Origin of the sequence: Dechloromonas hankyongensis (genome assembly GCF_022012295.1) — a bacterium.
Taxonomy (GTDB): domain Bacteria; phylum Pseudomonadota; class Gammaproteobacteria; order Burkholderiales; family Rhodocyclaceae; genus Azonexus; species Azonexus hankyongensis.
On the sequence record NZ_JAKLTN010000003.1, the window covers coordinates 43,637 to 58,981 of the forward strand.

The following is a 15,345-nucleotide window of genomic DNA, read 5'->3' on the forward strand; positions in this document are numbered from 1 at the left end:
TTTTTGTTGGGGCGACGGGCGCTTACTTGTGCGATTGCAGGAAGCGGTCCATGCGCATTTCGGCGACGCTGAACCAGGCGTTCTGCGTCTTCCGGTATTTCTCCCATTCCGTATAGATCTTCTTGAACGCCGGGTTCTTGGCGGATTCGTCGGCGTAGATCTGCTGGGCCGCCTTGTACGCGGCATCGAGAATCTCGTCGGAGAAGGAATGCAGCTTGACGCCGCTCTGCAGCAGCTTGGACAGGGCGATCGGGTTCTTGTGGTCGTATTCGGCCATCATCGTCACGTTGGCTTCGAACGCCGCGGCCTGGAAGGCTTCCTGGTACTCCTTCGGCAGCTTGTCCCATTCCTTCTTGTTCACGAAGAAGTGGATGGTCGGGCCGGATTCCCAGAAGCCCGGGTAGTAGTAGTTCTTGGCGACCTTGTAGAAGCCGAGCTTCTCGTCGTCGTACGGACCGACCCATTCGGCGGCGTCGATGGTGCCTTTTTCCAGAGCCGGATAGATGTCGCCGCCGGCGATCTGTTGCGGCACGACGCCCAGTTCGTTGAAGACGGTGCCGCCAAGGCCGGCAATCCGCATCTTGACACCCTTGAGGTCAGCCAGCGTCTTCACTTCCTTGCGCCACCAGCCGCCCATCTGGGTACCGGTATTGCCACCGGCGAAGGAAACGACGTTGTAGTTGCCGTAGAACTCGTCGAGCAGCTTCTGGCCGCCGCCATAGTAGATCCAGGCGTTCATCTGGCGGGCGTTCATGCCGAACGGCACGGCCGTGCCGAAACCGAAGGTCTTGTCCTTGCCGACGTAGTAGTAGGAGCAGGTGTGGCAGCACTCGACGGTGCCCTGCTGCACGGCGTCCAGCGCCTGCAGGCCGGGAACGATTTCACCGCCGGGGAAGACGCGGATGTCGAACTTGCCATTGGTCATGGCACGCAGTCGGTTGGCCAGGACGTCGGCACCGCCGTAGATGGTATCCAGGCTCTTCGGGAAGGACGAGGTCAGGCGCCACTTGATGGTCGGCGCCGATTGGGCGATTGCGGGAGCAGCCAGGGTGGTTGCCGCGCCGGCAGCGGCGCCGACGGAAGCTTTTTTCAGGAAGTCACGGCGTTGCATATTGTCTCCTCTAAACGGGTAAGTCACGTCAAGCCTATTGGCTGAGCGTATTCTTCATCATTCCAGAAGATTTTACGAATAGTGGAAAACCCTTAGCCTACTCGCCTGCCACCGTCATGCGGTCGAGCAGGATGGAGCCGGTCTGCTTGGTACCCCGCACCTGCACGTCATTGCCGACCGCAACGATGCCGGCCAGCATAGCCTTCAGATTGCCGGCGATGGTGATTTCCTCGACCGGATGGACGATCTTGCCGTTCTCGACCCAGTAGCCGGCGGCGCCGCGCGAATAGTCGCCGGTTACGTAGTTGATGCCGTGGCCGAGCAGTTCGGTGACCAGCAGGCCGCGCCCCATCTGGGCAAGCAGGCCGTCCAGGTCGTACTGTCCGGGCTGGATGATCAGGTTGTGGCTGCCGCCGGCATTGGCCGTGGTGTGCATGCCCAGCTTGCGGGCCGTGTAGGCGCTCAGGAAGTAGCCTTGCAGGATGCCGCCGGTGACGATGTCGCGATCGCGGGTCGCCACGCCGTCGCTGTCGAAGGCGGCGCTGCCCAGGCCGCAGGGAATATGCGGTCGTTCGGCGATATGTACAAAATCGGGCATGACCTTCTTGCCCAGGTGATCGAGCAGGAAAGAGGCCTTGCGGTAGAGCGCGCCGCCGCTGGCGGCATGGACCAGGCTGCCGAGCAGGCCGCCGGCCAGCGGCGCCTCGAAGACGACCGGATATTCGCCGGTCTTGATCTTGCGGCCGCCGAGGCGGGCCACCGCGCGCTCGGCGGCGATGCGGCCGACCTGCTGCGGGTCGTCGAGACGCGTCGCGTCGCGGTGCGTGGTATACCAGTCGTCCCGCTGCATGGCGTCCTGCTCGCCGGCGATCACCGAGCAGGAAATGTAATGGCGCGAGGTCGGATAGCCACCCATGAAGCCCAGGCTGTTGGCCGACACGAAATGTGCCTGCTGGGTCGAGATCGACGCCCCTTCCGAGTTGCTGACCAGCGGGCTGGCGTCGAAAGCCGCCTGTTCGCAACGGCGCGCCGTTTCGATCGATTCCTCGACGCTGAGCGCCCACGGGTGGTAAAGATCGAGGTCGGGACAATCCTTGGCCATCAGCGCCGCGTCGGCCAGGCCGGCACAATCGTCCTCGGCGGTGAAGCGGGCGATATTGAGCGCCGCCTCGACCGTTTCGCGCAGCGCCTGCGCCGAAAAATCGGAGGTGCTGGCGTAGCCCTTGCGCTGGCCGGAATAGACGGTGATGCCGATGCCCTTGTCGCGATTGAATTCGATGGTCTCGACCTCGTCGCAACGCACCGAGACCGATTGCCCGAAGCCCTCCGAGACATCGACTTCGCAGGCCGTCGCGCCCTTGGCGCTGGCGTGTTTGAGCACATCCTCGGCAAGTTGCTGCAGGGTGGCGAAGGCGTAGGAAAATGCGGCGGTTTCGGACATGAGAGGGGCGTCTGAACGGGAAAATCGCTATCATAACAGCCCGCCCTTGACCGCCCCTGATTGGTTTCCATGCAAGACGAAGATTTCACCGAAGACACCGGCCGCCCCTCGAAAACCAAGCAGAAGGAGGCGATGCATGAATTGCGCGATCTGGGAGCCGAATTGGTCGAGCTTTCGGTCGGACAGCTAAAACGCATCAACGTGCCGGAAAATATTTTCGACGCCGTGCGCGAATGCCAAAAGATCACCGCCCACGGCGCCCGCCGGCGGCAGATCCAGTACCTCGGCAAGCTGATGCGCGGCGTCGACGACGAGCCGATTCGCGCCGGGCTGGCCTTACTGCGCGGCGAATCGTCCGCCGAAACGGCCCGCCTGCACCGCCTGGAGCGCTTCCGCACCCGCCTGCTGGAAGACGAGGCCGTCCTCACCGAAATTGCCGCCCTATGGCCGGGCGTCGACCTGCAGCACCTGCGCACCCTGCGCCGCAATGCCTTGAAGGAAAAGGAAAACAACAAGCCGCCGAAGAACTTCCGCGCCATTTTCCAGATCCTGCAGGAACTCGATCAGAAGGGCACCCCGGCTGCTGAGGAGAGCGACGATGAATGAGGAACTGATGGTCGGCCTGGTCTCGATCAGCGACCGCGCATCGACCGGCGTTTATGAAGACAAGGGCATTCCGGCCCTGCAGGAATGGCTGTCGTCGGCCCTGACCTCGCCGTGGCGGGCTGAAACCCGGCTCATCGCCGACGACCAGCCGACCATCGAGCAGGCGCTGATCGAACTGGTCGATCAGGCCGGCTGCCATCTGGTGTTGACCACCGGTGGCACCGGCCCGGCCTTGCGCGACGTCACCCCGGAAGCGACGCTGGCCGTCGCCGACAAGGAAATGCCGGGCTTCGGCGAGGAAATGCGCCGCATCAGCCTCAACTTCGTGCCGACTGCCATCCTGTCGCGGCAGGTCGCGGTCATCCGCAAGCAGGCGCTAATCATCAACCTGCCCGGCCAACCGAAGTCGATCAAGGAAACCCTGGAAGGCGTCCGCGCCGCCGACGGCACGGTCAGCCACGTCGGCATCTTCGCCGCCGTGCCTTACTGCATCGACCTGATAGGCGGCCCTTATGCCGAAACCAACGAAGCCGTGATCAAGGCCTTCCGGCCCAAGTCGGCGATCCGCCCGAAGTAGGCCGCCCGAAGTAGGCCGCCGGAAGCGTCAGGCGGCGCCGAGCACGCTCTGGCGGTAGCGCGCCAGTTCGTAATCCGGCGTCTGCTCGACCATGGCCACCGGCTCCAGCACGAAGCGCTGGCCGCCGCGGGCATATTCCAGCGACTCGCGCGGCGAGAAGGAACCGAAAGGCAGAATAGCGCGCAGCTCGCCGGGTTCGCAGCCATCGCGCAGCAGCAACGCCGGCGTCGTGGCCGCCGCGCCATAGCTGGAAGCCGACCTGACCCGCACCTCCTCGGCATCGACCTGGCGGGCCAGCGCCTCAATCCCCACCCGTGCCTCGTTTTCGGCAAGCCGCTGATAGCGGCGGACGACGCCGACCAGCCAGTTGTCGCCCCCCTCCGGTTGCAAGGCGACCAGAGCGCCGACCTTCAGCCATTCGCCTGGCACGTCGCCGAGAACGGCGCCAAAACCGCCGCGGCTAACGTTCTCAACTACCCAGCTCTCGACCGGCAAACCGGCCGGACGGCCGCCGAATTCGCCGGAAAAGACGACGAAGGCATTGACCAGTCCGTGCAAGACCGACATCCGGTGCATGACTCGATGCCGAACGTGCTTGCGCTGCGGCGGTATGGGCGCCAGGTAGCTGGATAGATGCGTGAGCACCCGGATCAGCAGCTTGGGGTGATACTGCCCGCCGAGGTCGATGGCCGGCGGCACGTCGCCACCCCGTTCCAAGTCATCAAGCAGCGCTCGCATCGCCTGGTGGGCGTCACCGGGCTTGATGAAGCGCTGCGTCGGCGTGGCATACTCCGGCATCCGGGCCAGGCGTTGCGGCGCCTGGGCCTGGCGCAGATCGCACCAATACACGCTGTCGATCAAGGCGGTACGCGTGAACACGAAGCCGCTCAGGTAATGGCCGATTAGCTTTTCGGCGATTTCGATTTCGAGCGGCAGCAAACTGCCCAACGAGGCGGCCTGGAAAACCATGACCCGCTCGTACTCGAGCACGGGTGAAGACATCCCGGCCCGGCCGGGCATGGCAACCGAACGCTCGGCCACGCCGCCCTCCTCGGCGGCGAGCAATGCCTTGCCGAGAGGCCGCCACGATTCCGTGCGCAACGGACCGTAGTGGAACTGCTCCCACTTCAGCACACAGCCGAGAGCCGCGATCAGACTGGCCGACAGCGCCGGCAACACCGATTTCGGCAATTCTCCGGGACGCGGCTTGTCGGTAACCTTGACCAGGCACCGCTCGTAGGCGACCGACAGCAAGGTCCAAAAACCGTAATTGATCGACCACAGGCGCTTTTCCTCGGAACGGGACAGCCGTGCCGCCTGGAAATATTCGCGCGACAGCCGCTTCAGATGCGGCCAGGCGGTTTCCTCGAGGGCCTGCGCCACTTCGTACAGGCGATCCACCGGAAAGTCGTCGACGCCGGTGACCGATTCTAGCCAACCGGTAATCTCGTCCAGCGCCTTGAAGGCATTGTCCTTCGGCAAGTCGTTCAGGATCTTGCGCATCTCGCGCGGATTGGCCAGCGGATGATCGTTCTTTTGGCCAAAAATACCACCCAGCGTGGCTACCTTATCGAACACGACGTTCCCCGTTTTCAATGTGTTTGCAGTGCAAATTGCAATTTTTACACCAAAAGGCGGGTATTTTTTCCATCTGCGACGAATTTTGTATCTTTACATTGCGTGCACGCCACTGCCCCGACCGGCGGATCAGCAAGTAAAATGCTCTTTTCGTCTCTTCATCCGGATACTCACCCCGATGCAGCAATATCTCGACCTGATGCGCCACGTGCTGGAACACGGCAACGACAAGTCCGACCGTACCGGCACCGGTACCCGCTCGGTCTTCGGCTGGCAGATGCGTTTCGACCTGAGTCAGGGCTTCCCGGTCATGACTACCAAGAAGCTGCATCTCAAGTCGATCATCCACGAACTGCTGTGGTTCATCCAGGGCGATACCAACATCAAATACCTGCAGGACAACGGCGTCCGCATCTGGGACGAGTGGGCCGACGAAAACGGCGACCTCGGCCCGGTCTACGGCAAGCAATGGCGGCGCTGGGAAACGCCGGACGGCCGCCTGATCGACCAGATCACGCAACTGGTGCACAGCCTGAAGAACAATCCGGATTCGCGCCGCCACATCGTCTCCGCCTGGAACCCGGGCGACGTCGACAGCATGGCCCTGCCGCCCTGCCACTGCCTGTTCCAGTTCTATGTCGCCCACGGCAAGCTGAGCTGCCAGCTTTACCAGCGCTCGGCCGACATCTTCCTCGGCGTTCCCTTCAATATCGCCTCGTACGCGCTGTTCACGATGATGCTGGCGCAGGTCTGCGGCTACCAGCCGGGCGATTTCGTGCATACCTTCGGCGACGCCCACCTCTATTCGAACCACGTCGAGCAGGCCAGGCTGCAACTGAGCCGTGAGCCGCGCCCCTTGCCGACCATGTGGATCAACCCGGAAGTGAAGGACCTCTTCGCCTTCCGCTTCGAGGATTTCCGCCTCGACGGCTACGACCCGCACCCGCACATTCCGGCACCGGTCGCCGTCTGAAAATATTCCCCGGCGGCGCCAGGCGGCCGCCCGGTTGGCAAATCTCAGTTGGCAACCTTCACCCAGCCCTTGGCCTCCATGCAGGCGTGCATGCGGCGAACGCTGGCGTTAGTCACCATGCCGTCGGTTCCGGAATAGGTTTGCGCCTTGCATTGTGTTTCATCCGCCTTATAGTCGGCGTCGCTCGCCCCCGGTCTCGCCCAGTGCCAGGACGGAAACAGGGCGCAGGCGGCGAGCGGCAGGAACAGGGCAAAGGCCAGGGCGTGTCGGGGGAAAATGGTCATGTGTCGCGTCGACAGGAATGAGGCGCCCATCTTACACAGTCGGCCGTACCGCAATGCACAAGGCGGCGAGCGGCCGATACCGGTAGAATCGCGGCCATCATGCGCGAACGCCTTCGCTCCCTCCTCCACCGCCCGAGCACGCTGGCTGGCTTGTTCGGCGTTGCGGTCGGCATCATCCTGTGTGCCAGCGCTGCGCTGCTGGCCTGGAGCCTGCGCCAGGAAGCCATCGAGGAATGGCAGACCCAGCTCGGCAACATTTCGCTGACCATCGGCGAAAACGTCGCGCAGTCGCTGTCGTCGGCAGACCGGGTGCTGCTCGGCATGGTCGAGCGCATCGAAGCGACCGGCATACGTTCCGCGGAGGACGTGCACAAACAGATGTCCAGCCAGGCCGTCCATCGCATGCTGCGCGACAAGATCGAGGGTCTGCCGCAGATCGACGTGGCAACCATCACCGACCGGGACGGCAAGGTCGTCAATTTCACCCGCTCCTGGCCGCCCCCGCCGATCGACCTGTCCGATCGCGACTATTACCAGGCGCACATCGGCAACCCGGCGATCAAAACCTACGTCAGCATGCCGGTCAAAAACAAGGGCAACGGCAAATGGACCTTCTACCTGTCCCGGCGCCTGAACGATGCCGACGGCCAGTTCATGGGCATGGCACTGGTCGGCCTGTCGGTCGACTTCTTCGAGGATTTCTTCCAGCACATCCACCTCGGGGAAGGGGCATCGCTTTCCATGCTGCGCCGGGATTTCCGTTATCTCGCCCGCTGGCCGCACAACGATGATGTGCTCGGCAAGCCCAACCTGAGCGGTTCCTCGCATCTGGTCATCGAGGTCATGCAGCAGCAGAGCGGCGTCGTCATCACCGAAGGCGAGCGCCTCGCCACGGGCAGCGTCGTCGAGGCCCGCATGGGTTCGCCGCGGCTGCTCGACCAGTTCCCGATCATCGTCAATGCAACGATTACGGAAGACCTTTATCTCGCCAGCTGGCGACGGTCGGTATCGGCCATCGTGTTCGTCGTCGGCGGCAGCCTGGCCATCCTGATCCTGATTTTCGTCCTGCTGGCCCGACTGCTCAGGCAACGCGAAAACGATGCGAAAAACCTGCTCGCCCTGAAGCAGCAGGCGGAAACCGCCAATACCGAGAAGAGCCGCTTCCTGGCCACCATGAGCCACGAAATACGCACGCCGCTGAACGGCGTGCTCGGTATGGCCCAATTGCTGCTGATGGAAGAGGTTTCCGAAGCCGAGCGCCACGAATATGCCCGGACCATCATCAGTTCCGGGCAGATCCTGCTCGCCTTGCTGAACGACATCCTCGACCTGTCCAAGATCGAGGCCGGGAAATTCGAACTGCAGAACGAGGTCTTCAGCCCGCAGCAAATCCTCGAGGAAACCGCCAGCCTGTTTGCGCAACTGGCCCTGGCCAAGGGTCTGGCCCTCGACTCGGCGTGGCTAGGCCCGGCCGACCGGCGCTACCGGGGCGATCCGATCCGCCTGCGCCAGATCCTGTCCAATCTGGTCGGCAATGCCATCAAATTCTCCCATCAAGGATTCGTGCGCATCGAAGCCGACCAGATCGAGTCGGCGGACCACAAGGCCATGCTGGAATTTTCGGTCATCGACAGCGGCATCGGCATTCCGGCCGACAAACAGGCACTGCTCTTCCGCCCCTTCACCCAGGCCGACACGTCGACGACGCGCCAATTCGGCGGCACCGGGCTGGGCCTGTCCATTACCCGCAACCTGGCCCGCTTGATGGGCGGCGAAGCCGGCGTCAACAGCGAAGTCGGAAAAGGCTCGCGCTTCTGGTTCCGCATTCCGGCCACTTTCCAGCCCGAGCACCAGGACAGCCGCAAAACGCCGCGCCCCGCACCGGTCGGCCGTACGGAGACCAACCTGAGGGCGAGCGGACATGTGCTGGTGGCTGAAGACAATGCGACCAATCGCAAAGTGGTCGAAGCCTTGCTCAACAAGCTGGGCATACGCTCGGTCAGCGTCCGGAACGGACAGGAGGCGGTCGAACTCGTCACCAGCAGCGAGCGGCCCGACGCGGTACTTATGGATATCCAGATGCCTGTCATGGACGGCCTGAGCGCCACGGAGCATATCCGGCGCTGGGAGCTGGAAAGCGGGCAGGCCCGCCTGCCGATCATCGCGCTGACGGGAGGCGCCTTCGAGGAAGACCGGCAACGCTGCCTGGAAGCCGGGATGGATGATTTCCTGACCAAACCGCTCAAGTTCGACCAACTGTCATCAGTCCTCGTCCAGTATCTCGGACAAGTCGACGAGTGAAGCGCCGCACGGCTTAAACCACGCCAAAGCGTCTGGCAATGCTGCATTCGGATCGTTCAGGGCAGTATCATAAGCCCCCAAAAAAGTGACAGGATTCCAGCCAAGCCGAGCCGAGAGCTTCCAGCCCCCGCCCGGATTTGAGAAAATCATGCCGGCTACCGAAATCCACGACCGGACGAACGCAGCCGCGCCTTCCCGAACCACCTTTACCGGCCCGCCCGCGCAACCGGACTGACGACCTGGCTATGACACTGACCCACACCCCGGCCTGGCAAGCGCTCGCCGCCCACGCCGAAGCCCTGCGCCTGCAGCATCTGCGCGACCTGTTCGCCACCAACGGGCAGCGCTTCGAGCGTTTTTCGCTCAAGCACAACGGCTTGCTGCTCGATTATTCAAAACAGCGCGTCACCGGCGAAACGATGGCCTTACTGCGCGACCTCGCCGCAACGGCCGATTTCAGCGGCTGGCGACGCCGGATGGTGGAGGGCGAAGCGATCAACCACACCGAAGGCCGGGCCGTCCGTCACATGGACTTGCGTGCCGGCGACGCGGCGCCGCCTGAAGTCAAGGGCGTGCTGCAGCGCATGGCCGAATTCTGCGAACAGATCCACAGTGGCAGCTGGCGCGGTTTTTCCGGCGAGCGCATCACCGACGTGGTCAATCTCGGCATCGGCGGCTCCGACCTCGGTCCACGCATGGCCGTCCATGCGCTGGCCGCTTGGCAGCAGCCCGACCTGCGCGTTCATTTCGTTTCCAACCTGGACAGCGCCGACCTGGCCAGCCGGCTGACCCGCCTCAACCCGCGCAGCACGCTGTTCATCGTCGCCAGTAAGACTTTCACGACGCTGGAAACGATGGCCAATGCACGTACCGCAAGAAACTGGATACTGGCTGCCGCCAACGACGACAAGGCCATCGCCCGGCATTTCGTCGCTGCATCGAGCAATCTTGCCGCCACCGCCGAATTCGGCATCGCAGCGAAAAACGTCTTCGAGTTCTGGGATTGGGTGGGTGGCCGCTTCTCGCTGTGGTCGGCCATCGGCCTGCCGATTGCGCTGGCTGTCGGCTACCGCCATTTCGAACGCCTGCTGGCCGGGGCACACGACATGGACGAGCATTTCATCAATGCACCGGCCGACGGCAACCTGCCGTTGACCCTGTCCCTGATCGCGCTGTGGAATACCAATTTCCTCGAGGCGCATAGCCAGGGGGTGTTCCCGTACAGCCATTCGCTGGCCCTGCTCCCCGCACACCTGCAGCAGCTCGAAATGGAGAGCAACGGCAAGCGCGCCAACCGCGATGGCCTGGCCATCGACTATCCGACCAACCCGATTCTGTGGGGCGCCGCCGGCACCAACGGCCAGCACTCCTTTTTCCAGTTGCTGCATCAGGGCGGTGCGCTGGTCGCCAGTGACTTCATTGCGCTCGGTCAATCGGATTTCCCGCTGCCCGGTCACCACAGCGGCCTGCTCGCCAGCTGCCTGGCCCAATCATCGGCCCTGGCTTTCGGCCAGACGGTCGATGAGGCACGGGCGGCCGGCATCCCCGAGCACCTGCTGCCTTTCCGCCGCTTCCCCGGCAACCAGCCGTCGAATACCCTCGTACTACCCGAACTGAGCCCCTACACCCTCGGCCAGCTGATTGCGCTGTACGAGCACAAGGTATTCTGCCTCGGCGTGCTGTGGAACCTCAATTCCTTCGACCAGTGGGGCGTCGAACTCGGCAAGCAACTGACCGGCCGCCTCGCCCCCTGCCTACGCGGCGAAACCGGTACCGACGCCCTGGACGCCTCGACACGTGGCCTGATCACTCACCTACGCCAGTTCCGGACCTGACCCATGGCCGAAATCGTCATCATCGCCGCCGTTGCCCGCAACCGCGTGATCGGCAAGGACAACACGCTGATCTGGAACATCCCGGCCGACATGGCGCATTTCAAGGCGCTCACCACCGGGCAGACGGTGATCATGGGGCGCAAGACCTGGGAATCGCTCCCGCCGCGTTTCCGCCCGCTGCCCGGCCGGCGCAATATCGTGATCAGCCGCCAGGCCGATTACACCGCCCCCGGCGCCGAGCTGGCCGGTTCGCTTAGCGCCGCGCTGGACTTGGTTGCCGGTTCGCAAACCGCCTTCGTCATCGGCGGCGAGCAGATCTACCGGCAGGCGATGGCGGTCGCGGATCGTCTGGAAATCACCGAAGTCGATCTCGAACCGGAAGGCGATGCCTGGTTCCCCGAAATTCAGGCGGCCGACTGGAACAAGGTGGCGACCGCCCCCGGCGACGGCTACGCCTTCGTCACTTACCGGCGACGCTGACCCGCCACCATCAATAAAAATGCCCGCCGAAGCGGGCATTTTCACATCGGGCCGATCCGCTCAGCGCACGCAATCGACGTAGTAGCGACCGTCCTTGCCCTTGACTAGGCCGTGCACATCGGTCTCGAAGCCGGGGAAGGCGGCGTTGAACTCACGGGCGAATTTCAGGTAGCTGCAAATCGTCTTGTTGAAGCGCTCGCCCGGAATGAGCAGCGGAATGCCCGGCGGGTAGGGCGTCAACAGCACGGCAGTAACGCGGCCTTCCAGTTCGTCGACCGGCACGCGCTCGATCTCGCGGTGCGCCATCTTGGCGAAGGCATCGGCCGGACGCATGGCCGGCACCATGTCGGACAGGTACATCTCGGTGGTCAGGCGGGCGACGTCGTTCTGCTTGTAGACGTTGTGGATCTGGGTGCACAGGTCGCGCAGACCGACGCGCTCGTAGCGCGGATTCTTCTGCACGAACTCGGGCAACACCTTCCACAGCGGCTGGTTCTTGTCGTAGTCGTCCTTGAACTGCTGCAGCGCGGTAACCAGCGAATTCCAGCGGCCCTTGGTGATGCCGATGGTGAACATGATGAAGAAGCTGTACAGGCCACACTTTTCGACGATAACGCCATGCTCGGCCAGGTACTTGGTGACGATGGCGGCCGGGATGCCGAACTCGTCGGCAAAGTCGCCGTCCACGTCGAGGCCCGGGGTGATGATGGTCGCCTTGATCGGGTCGAGCATGTTGAAGCCGTCGGCCAGGTTGTTGAAGCCGTGCCAACGCTCGCCCGGCTTCAGCATCCAGGAATCGCGCTCCTCGATGCCTTCTTCGGACAGATCGTCCGGGCCCCACACCTTAAACCACCAGTCAGCGCCCCACTCCTCGTCGACCTTGCGCATGGCGCGGCGAAAATCGAGGGCTTCGGCGATCGACTCCTCGACCAGCGCGGTGCCGCCCGGCTCTTCCATCATCGCCGCCGCCACGTCGCACGAGGCGATGATCGAGTATTGCGGCGAGGTCGAGGTATGCATCAGGTAGGCCTCGTTGAAGATGTCGCGGTCGAGCTTATTGTTCTCGGCGTCCTGGACGAGGATCTGCGAGGCCTGCGAGAGGCCGGCCAGCAGCTTGTGCGTCGATTGCGTCGAGAAGACCATCGATTCCTTGCAGCGCGGCCTGTCGGCACCGATGGCGTGGTAATCGCCGTAGAAGTCATGGAAGGCGGCGTGCGGCAGCCAGGCTTCGTCGAAGTGCAAGGTGTCGATCTTGCCATCCAGTTCGGCCTTGATTTCCTCGACGTTGTACAGGATGCCGTCGTAGGTCGACTGGGTAATGGTCAGCACGCGCGGCTTGGCGCTCTTGTCGGCGATGAACGGGTTGGCGGCGATCTTTTTCTGGATGCTGTCCCAGGCGAATTCGCTCTTCGGAATCGGCCCGATGATGCCGAAGTTGTTGCGGGTCGGCATCAGGAAGACGGGAATCGCGCCGGTCATCATGATGGCGTGCAGGATGGACTTGTGGCAGTTGCGGTCGACGACGACGATGTCGCCCGGCGCCACGGTCGAGTGCCAGACGATCTTGTTCGACGTCGAGGTGCCGTTGGTGACGAAGTACAGGTGGTCCGAGTTGAAGATACGGGCGGCGTTGCGCTCGGAAGCGGCGACCGGTCCGGTATGGTCGAGCAGCTGGCCGAGTTCTTCCACCGCATTGCACACGTCGGCGCGCAACATGTTCTCCCCGAAGAACTGGTGGAACATCTGGCCGACCGGGCTCTTCAAAAACGCGACGCCGCCCGAGTGGCCCGGGCAGTGCCAGGAATAGGAGCCGTCAGCGGCGTAGTGTGTCAGGGCGCGGAAGAAGGGCGGCGGCAGGCTGTCGAGATAAGCATTGGCCTCGCGCTTGATGTTGCGGGCGATGAACTCCGGCGTGTCTTCGTGCATGTGGATGAAGCCATGCAGCTCGCGCAGGATGTCATTTGGAATGTGGCGGCTGGTCCGCGTTTCGCCGTGCAGGAAAATGGGGATTTCCGAATTCTTGTGGCGAATTTCACTGACGAAGGCGCGCAGCTCGGCCAGCGTCTCTTCCGGCTCGAGGGCCAGTTCCTCGTCGTCGATGGACAGGATGAAGGTCGAGGCCCGGCTCTGCTGCTGGGCGAAGGAAGTCAGGTCGCCGTAGCTGGTGACGCCCAGCACTTCCAGGCCTTCCTTCTCGATAGCGTCGGCCAACGCCCGGATACCGAGGCCCGAGGCGTTCTCGGAGCGAAAGTCTTCGTCGATGATGATGACGGGGAAGTGGAAGCGCATGGTGAATCCTTGAAAAGCGGCGACCCGCCGCAGCGGGTCACAGAATAAGACGGGTTCGTTACGGAAGTACGAAAGCGCGGTCGTCGGATCAGATCTTGGGCAGGGTCACGCCTTCTTGTCCCTGGTACTTGCCGCCGCGATCCTTGTACGAGGTTTCGCAAACTTCGTCTGACTCGAAGAACAGCACCTGGGCGCAGCCTTCGCCGGCGTAGATCTTGGCCGGCAGCGGGGTGGTGTTGGAGAATTCCAGGGTGACGTGGCCTTCCCATTCCGGCTCGAACGGGGTGACGTTGACGATGATGCCGCAGCGGGCATAGGTCGATTTGCCGAGGCAGACGGTCAGCACCGAGCGCGGAATGCGGAAATACTCCATGGTGCGTGCCAGCGCGAAGGAGTTCGGCGGGATGATGCAGACGTCGGACTCGATCTCGACGAAGGATTTCGGATCGAAATTCTTCGGATCGACCACCGTCGAATTGATGTTGGTGAACACCTTGAATTCGCGGGCGCAGCGGATATCGTAGCCGTAGCTCGAGGTGCCGTAGGAAACGATCTTCTGGCCATTGGCCTCACGCACCAGCTCGGGTGCGAAGGGCTCGATCATGCCGTGCTCTGCCGCCATGCGGCGTATCCACTTGTCTGATTTGATGGCCATTTTTTCGGTTCCGGTCGACAAAAAACAAAGGCGGGATTTTACCCGCCTTTGCTGGCCAAATTGTCTACAAATTACGTGTTTTGAACGACGATATTCGGGAACTTGGAGGTCATGTCCTTGGCCTTCTCGCCGATCTTGACCGCCACGCGGCGGGCAATGTCACGGTAGATTTCGGCGGTACGCGAATCCGGCGCCCCGACCACGGTCGGCTTACCGCCGTCGGCCATCTCGCGAATGGCCAGTTCCAGCGGCAGGCTGCCGAGGAATTCGACGTCGTAGTCGGCGCACATCTTCTCACCGCCGCCAGTACCGAAAATATGTTCCTCGTGGCCGCAGTTCGAGCAGATATGGATGCTCATGTTCTCGACAATGCCGAGGATCGGCACATTGACCTTCTCGAACATCTTCAGGCCCTTGCGCGCATCGATCAGCGCGATGTCCTGCGGCGTGGTAACGATCAGCGCGCCGGTCACCGGCACCTTCTGGGTCAGCGACAGTTGAACGTCACCAGTGCCCGGCGGCATGTCGACGACCAGGTAATCAAGGTCGCGCCAGTTGGTCTGGCCAAGCAGCTGGTCGAGCGCCTGGGCGACCATCGGGCCGCGCCAGACCATGGGCGTTTCGACATCGACCATGAAGCCGATCGACATCGCCTGGATGCCATAGGCTTCCAGCGGTTCCATGCTCTGGCCGTCCTTCGATTCCGGCTGCTGGCCGGCCAGGCCGAGCATTTGCGGCTGCGACGGGCCGTAGATGTCGGCGTCGAGGATGCCTACGCTGGCGCCTTCCTGGGCCAGGGCCAGTGCGAGGTTAACAGCGGTCGTGCTCTTGCCGACGCCGCCCTTGCCGGAAGCGACGGCGATGATGTTCTTGACGCCCGGCAGCAGCTTGACGCCCATCTGTACCGAGTGGGCGACGATCTTGGTGAACACGTTGGCCGACACGTTGCCGATGCCCGGCACGGTGCGCACTGCGGCGATGACCTGCTTACGGATGGCGTCGATCTGGGTCTTGGCCGGATAGCCAAGTTCGATGTCGAAGGAGACGTCGTCACCATCGATCTTTATGTTCTTCGCCGCCCGGCCGGTAACAAAATCCTTGCCGGTATTGGGATCGACCGCAGCAGACAGCGCAGCCTTGATTTGCTGTTCAGTAAAACTCATGGAAACTCCGGGTTGAATGGACGGCCGGGAAATACCCGAGCAATTTTGTCCA

At 62.8% G+C, this 15,345-nt stretch carries 13 protein-coding genes; 6 read left to right on the forward strand and 7 right to left on the reverse strand.

Annotated elements, in window-relative coordinates; translation table 11 throughout:
• Window positions 1–22: 22 nt before the first annotated feature.
• Together LZ012_RS15875 and pmbA are read right to left on the reverse strand one after the other, a co-directional pair.
• Window positions 23–1,111 (reverse strand): TRAP transporter substrate-binding protein, encoded by a 1,089-nt coding sequence (locus tag LZ012_RS15875; RefSeq protein ID WP_275711848.1) that lies wholly within the window; start codon window positions 1,109–1,111, stop codon window positions 23–25.
• Between the two features lie 97 nt (window positions 1,112–1,208).
• Complete coding sequence (pmbA, locus tag LZ012_RS15880; RefSeq protein ID WP_275711849.1) at window positions 1,209–2,552, reverse strand: metalloprotease PmbA; 1,344 nt, start codon at window positions 2,550–2,552, stop codon at window positions 1,209–1,211.
• 69 nt (window positions 2,553–2,621) lie between these two features.
• On the opposite strand from pmbA, the gene yjgA reads away from it, so the two are divergent.
• Together yjgA and mog are read left to right on the forward strand one after the other, a co-directional pair.
• A complete protein-coding gene (gene yjgA / locus LZ012_RS15885; RefSeq protein WP_275711850.1) occupies window positions 2,622–3,158 on the forward strand; it encodes a ribosome biogenesis factor YjgA in 537 nt (178 codons plus the stop codon).
• Window positions 3,151–3,735, forward strand: coding sequence for a molybdopterin adenylyltransferase (gene mog, locus LZ012_RS15890; RefSeq protein ID WP_275711851.1), 585 nt, complete (start codon window positions 3,151–3,153; stop codon window positions 3,733–3,735). Before yjgA ends, mog begins: the two co-directional genes overlap by 8 nt.
• Window positions 3,736–3,762: 27 nt before the next feature.
• On the opposite strand, the gene LZ012_RS15895 is transcribed toward mog, so the two are convergent.
• The gene (locus LZ012_RS15895) at window positions 3,763–5,313 is read right to left on the reverse strand and encodes a hypothetical protein (RefSeq protein WP_275711852.1); all 1,551 of its coding nucleotides are present in this window, start codon (window positions 5,311–5,313) and stop codon (window positions 3,763–3,765) included.
• A 178-nt stretch (window positions 5,314–5,491) separates the two neighbouring features.
• On the opposite strand from LZ012_RS15895, the gene LZ012_RS15900 reads away from it, so the two are divergent.
• Window positions 5,492–6,286 carry a thymidylate synthase gene (locus tag LZ012_RS15900; protein ID WP_275711853.1) on the forward strand — a complete coding sequence of 265 codons (795 nt, stop codon included), beginning with the start codon at window positions 5,492–5,494 and terminating at the stop codon, window positions 6,284–6,286.
• Between the two features lie 44 nt (window positions 6,287–6,330).
• Here the strand turns inward: LZ012_RS15900 and LZ012_RS15905 are convergent, their stop codons facing one another.
• A complete protein-coding gene (locus LZ012_RS15905; protein WP_275711854.1) occupies window positions 6,331–6,570 on the reverse strand; it encodes a hypothetical protein in 240 nt (79 codons plus the stop codon).
• 99 nt (window positions 6,571–6,669) lie between these two features.
• On the opposite strand from LZ012_RS15905, the gene LZ012_RS15910 reads away from it, so the two are divergent.
• From LZ012_RS15910 to LZ012_RS15920, 3 genes are all read left to right on the forward strand, one after another.
• Window positions 6,670–8,871, forward strand: coding sequence for a hybrid sensor histidine kinase/response regulator (locus tag LZ012_RS15910; protein ID WP_275711855.1), 2,202 nt, complete (start codon window positions 6,670–6,672; stop codon window positions 8,869–8,871).
• A gap of 245 nt (window positions 8,872–9,116) precedes the next feature.
• Window positions 9,117–10,706 (forward strand): glucose-6-phosphate isomerase, encoded by a 1,590-nt coding sequence (gene pgi, locus LZ012_RS15915; RefSeq protein ID WP_275711856.1) that lies wholly within the window; start codon window positions 9,117–9,119, stop codon window positions 10,704–10,706.
• A 3-nt stretch (window positions 10,707–10,709) separates the two neighbouring features.
• Window positions 10,710–11,186 carry a dihydrofolate reductase gene (locus LZ012_RS15920; protein ID WP_275711857.1) on the forward strand — a complete coding sequence of 159 codons (477 nt, stop codon included), beginning with the start codon at window positions 10,710–10,712 and terminating at the stop codon, window positions 11,184–11,186.
• Between the two features lie 60 nt (window positions 11,187–11,246).
• Here the strand turns inward: LZ012_RS15920 and LZ012_RS15925 are convergent, their stop codons facing one another.
• The 3 genes from LZ012_RS15925 to apbC all read right to left on the reverse strand — a co-directional run bounded on the left by LZ012_RS15925 (window position 11,247) and on the right by apbC (window position 15,293).
• Entirely contained in the window at window positions 11,247–13,475 is a 2,229-nt protein-coding gene (locus LZ012_RS15925; RefSeq protein ID WP_275711858.1) for an arginine/lysine/ornithine decarboxylase, read from the reverse strand.
• Between the two features lie 88 nt (window positions 13,476–13,563).
• On the reverse strand, window positions 13,564–14,130 hold the full coding sequence (dcd, locus tag LZ012_RS15930; RefSeq protein WP_275711859.1) for a dCTP deaminase: 567 nt from the start codon (window positions 14,128–14,130) through the stop codon (window positions 13,564–13,566).
• Window positions 14,131–14,201: 71 nt separating this feature from the next.
• Entirely contained in the window at window positions 14,202–15,293 is a 1,092-nt protein-coding gene (apbC, locus tag LZ012_RS15935; RefSeq protein ID WP_275711860.1) for an iron-sulfur cluster carrier protein ApbC, read from the reverse strand.
• Window positions 15,294–15,345 lie beyond the last annotated feature (52 nt).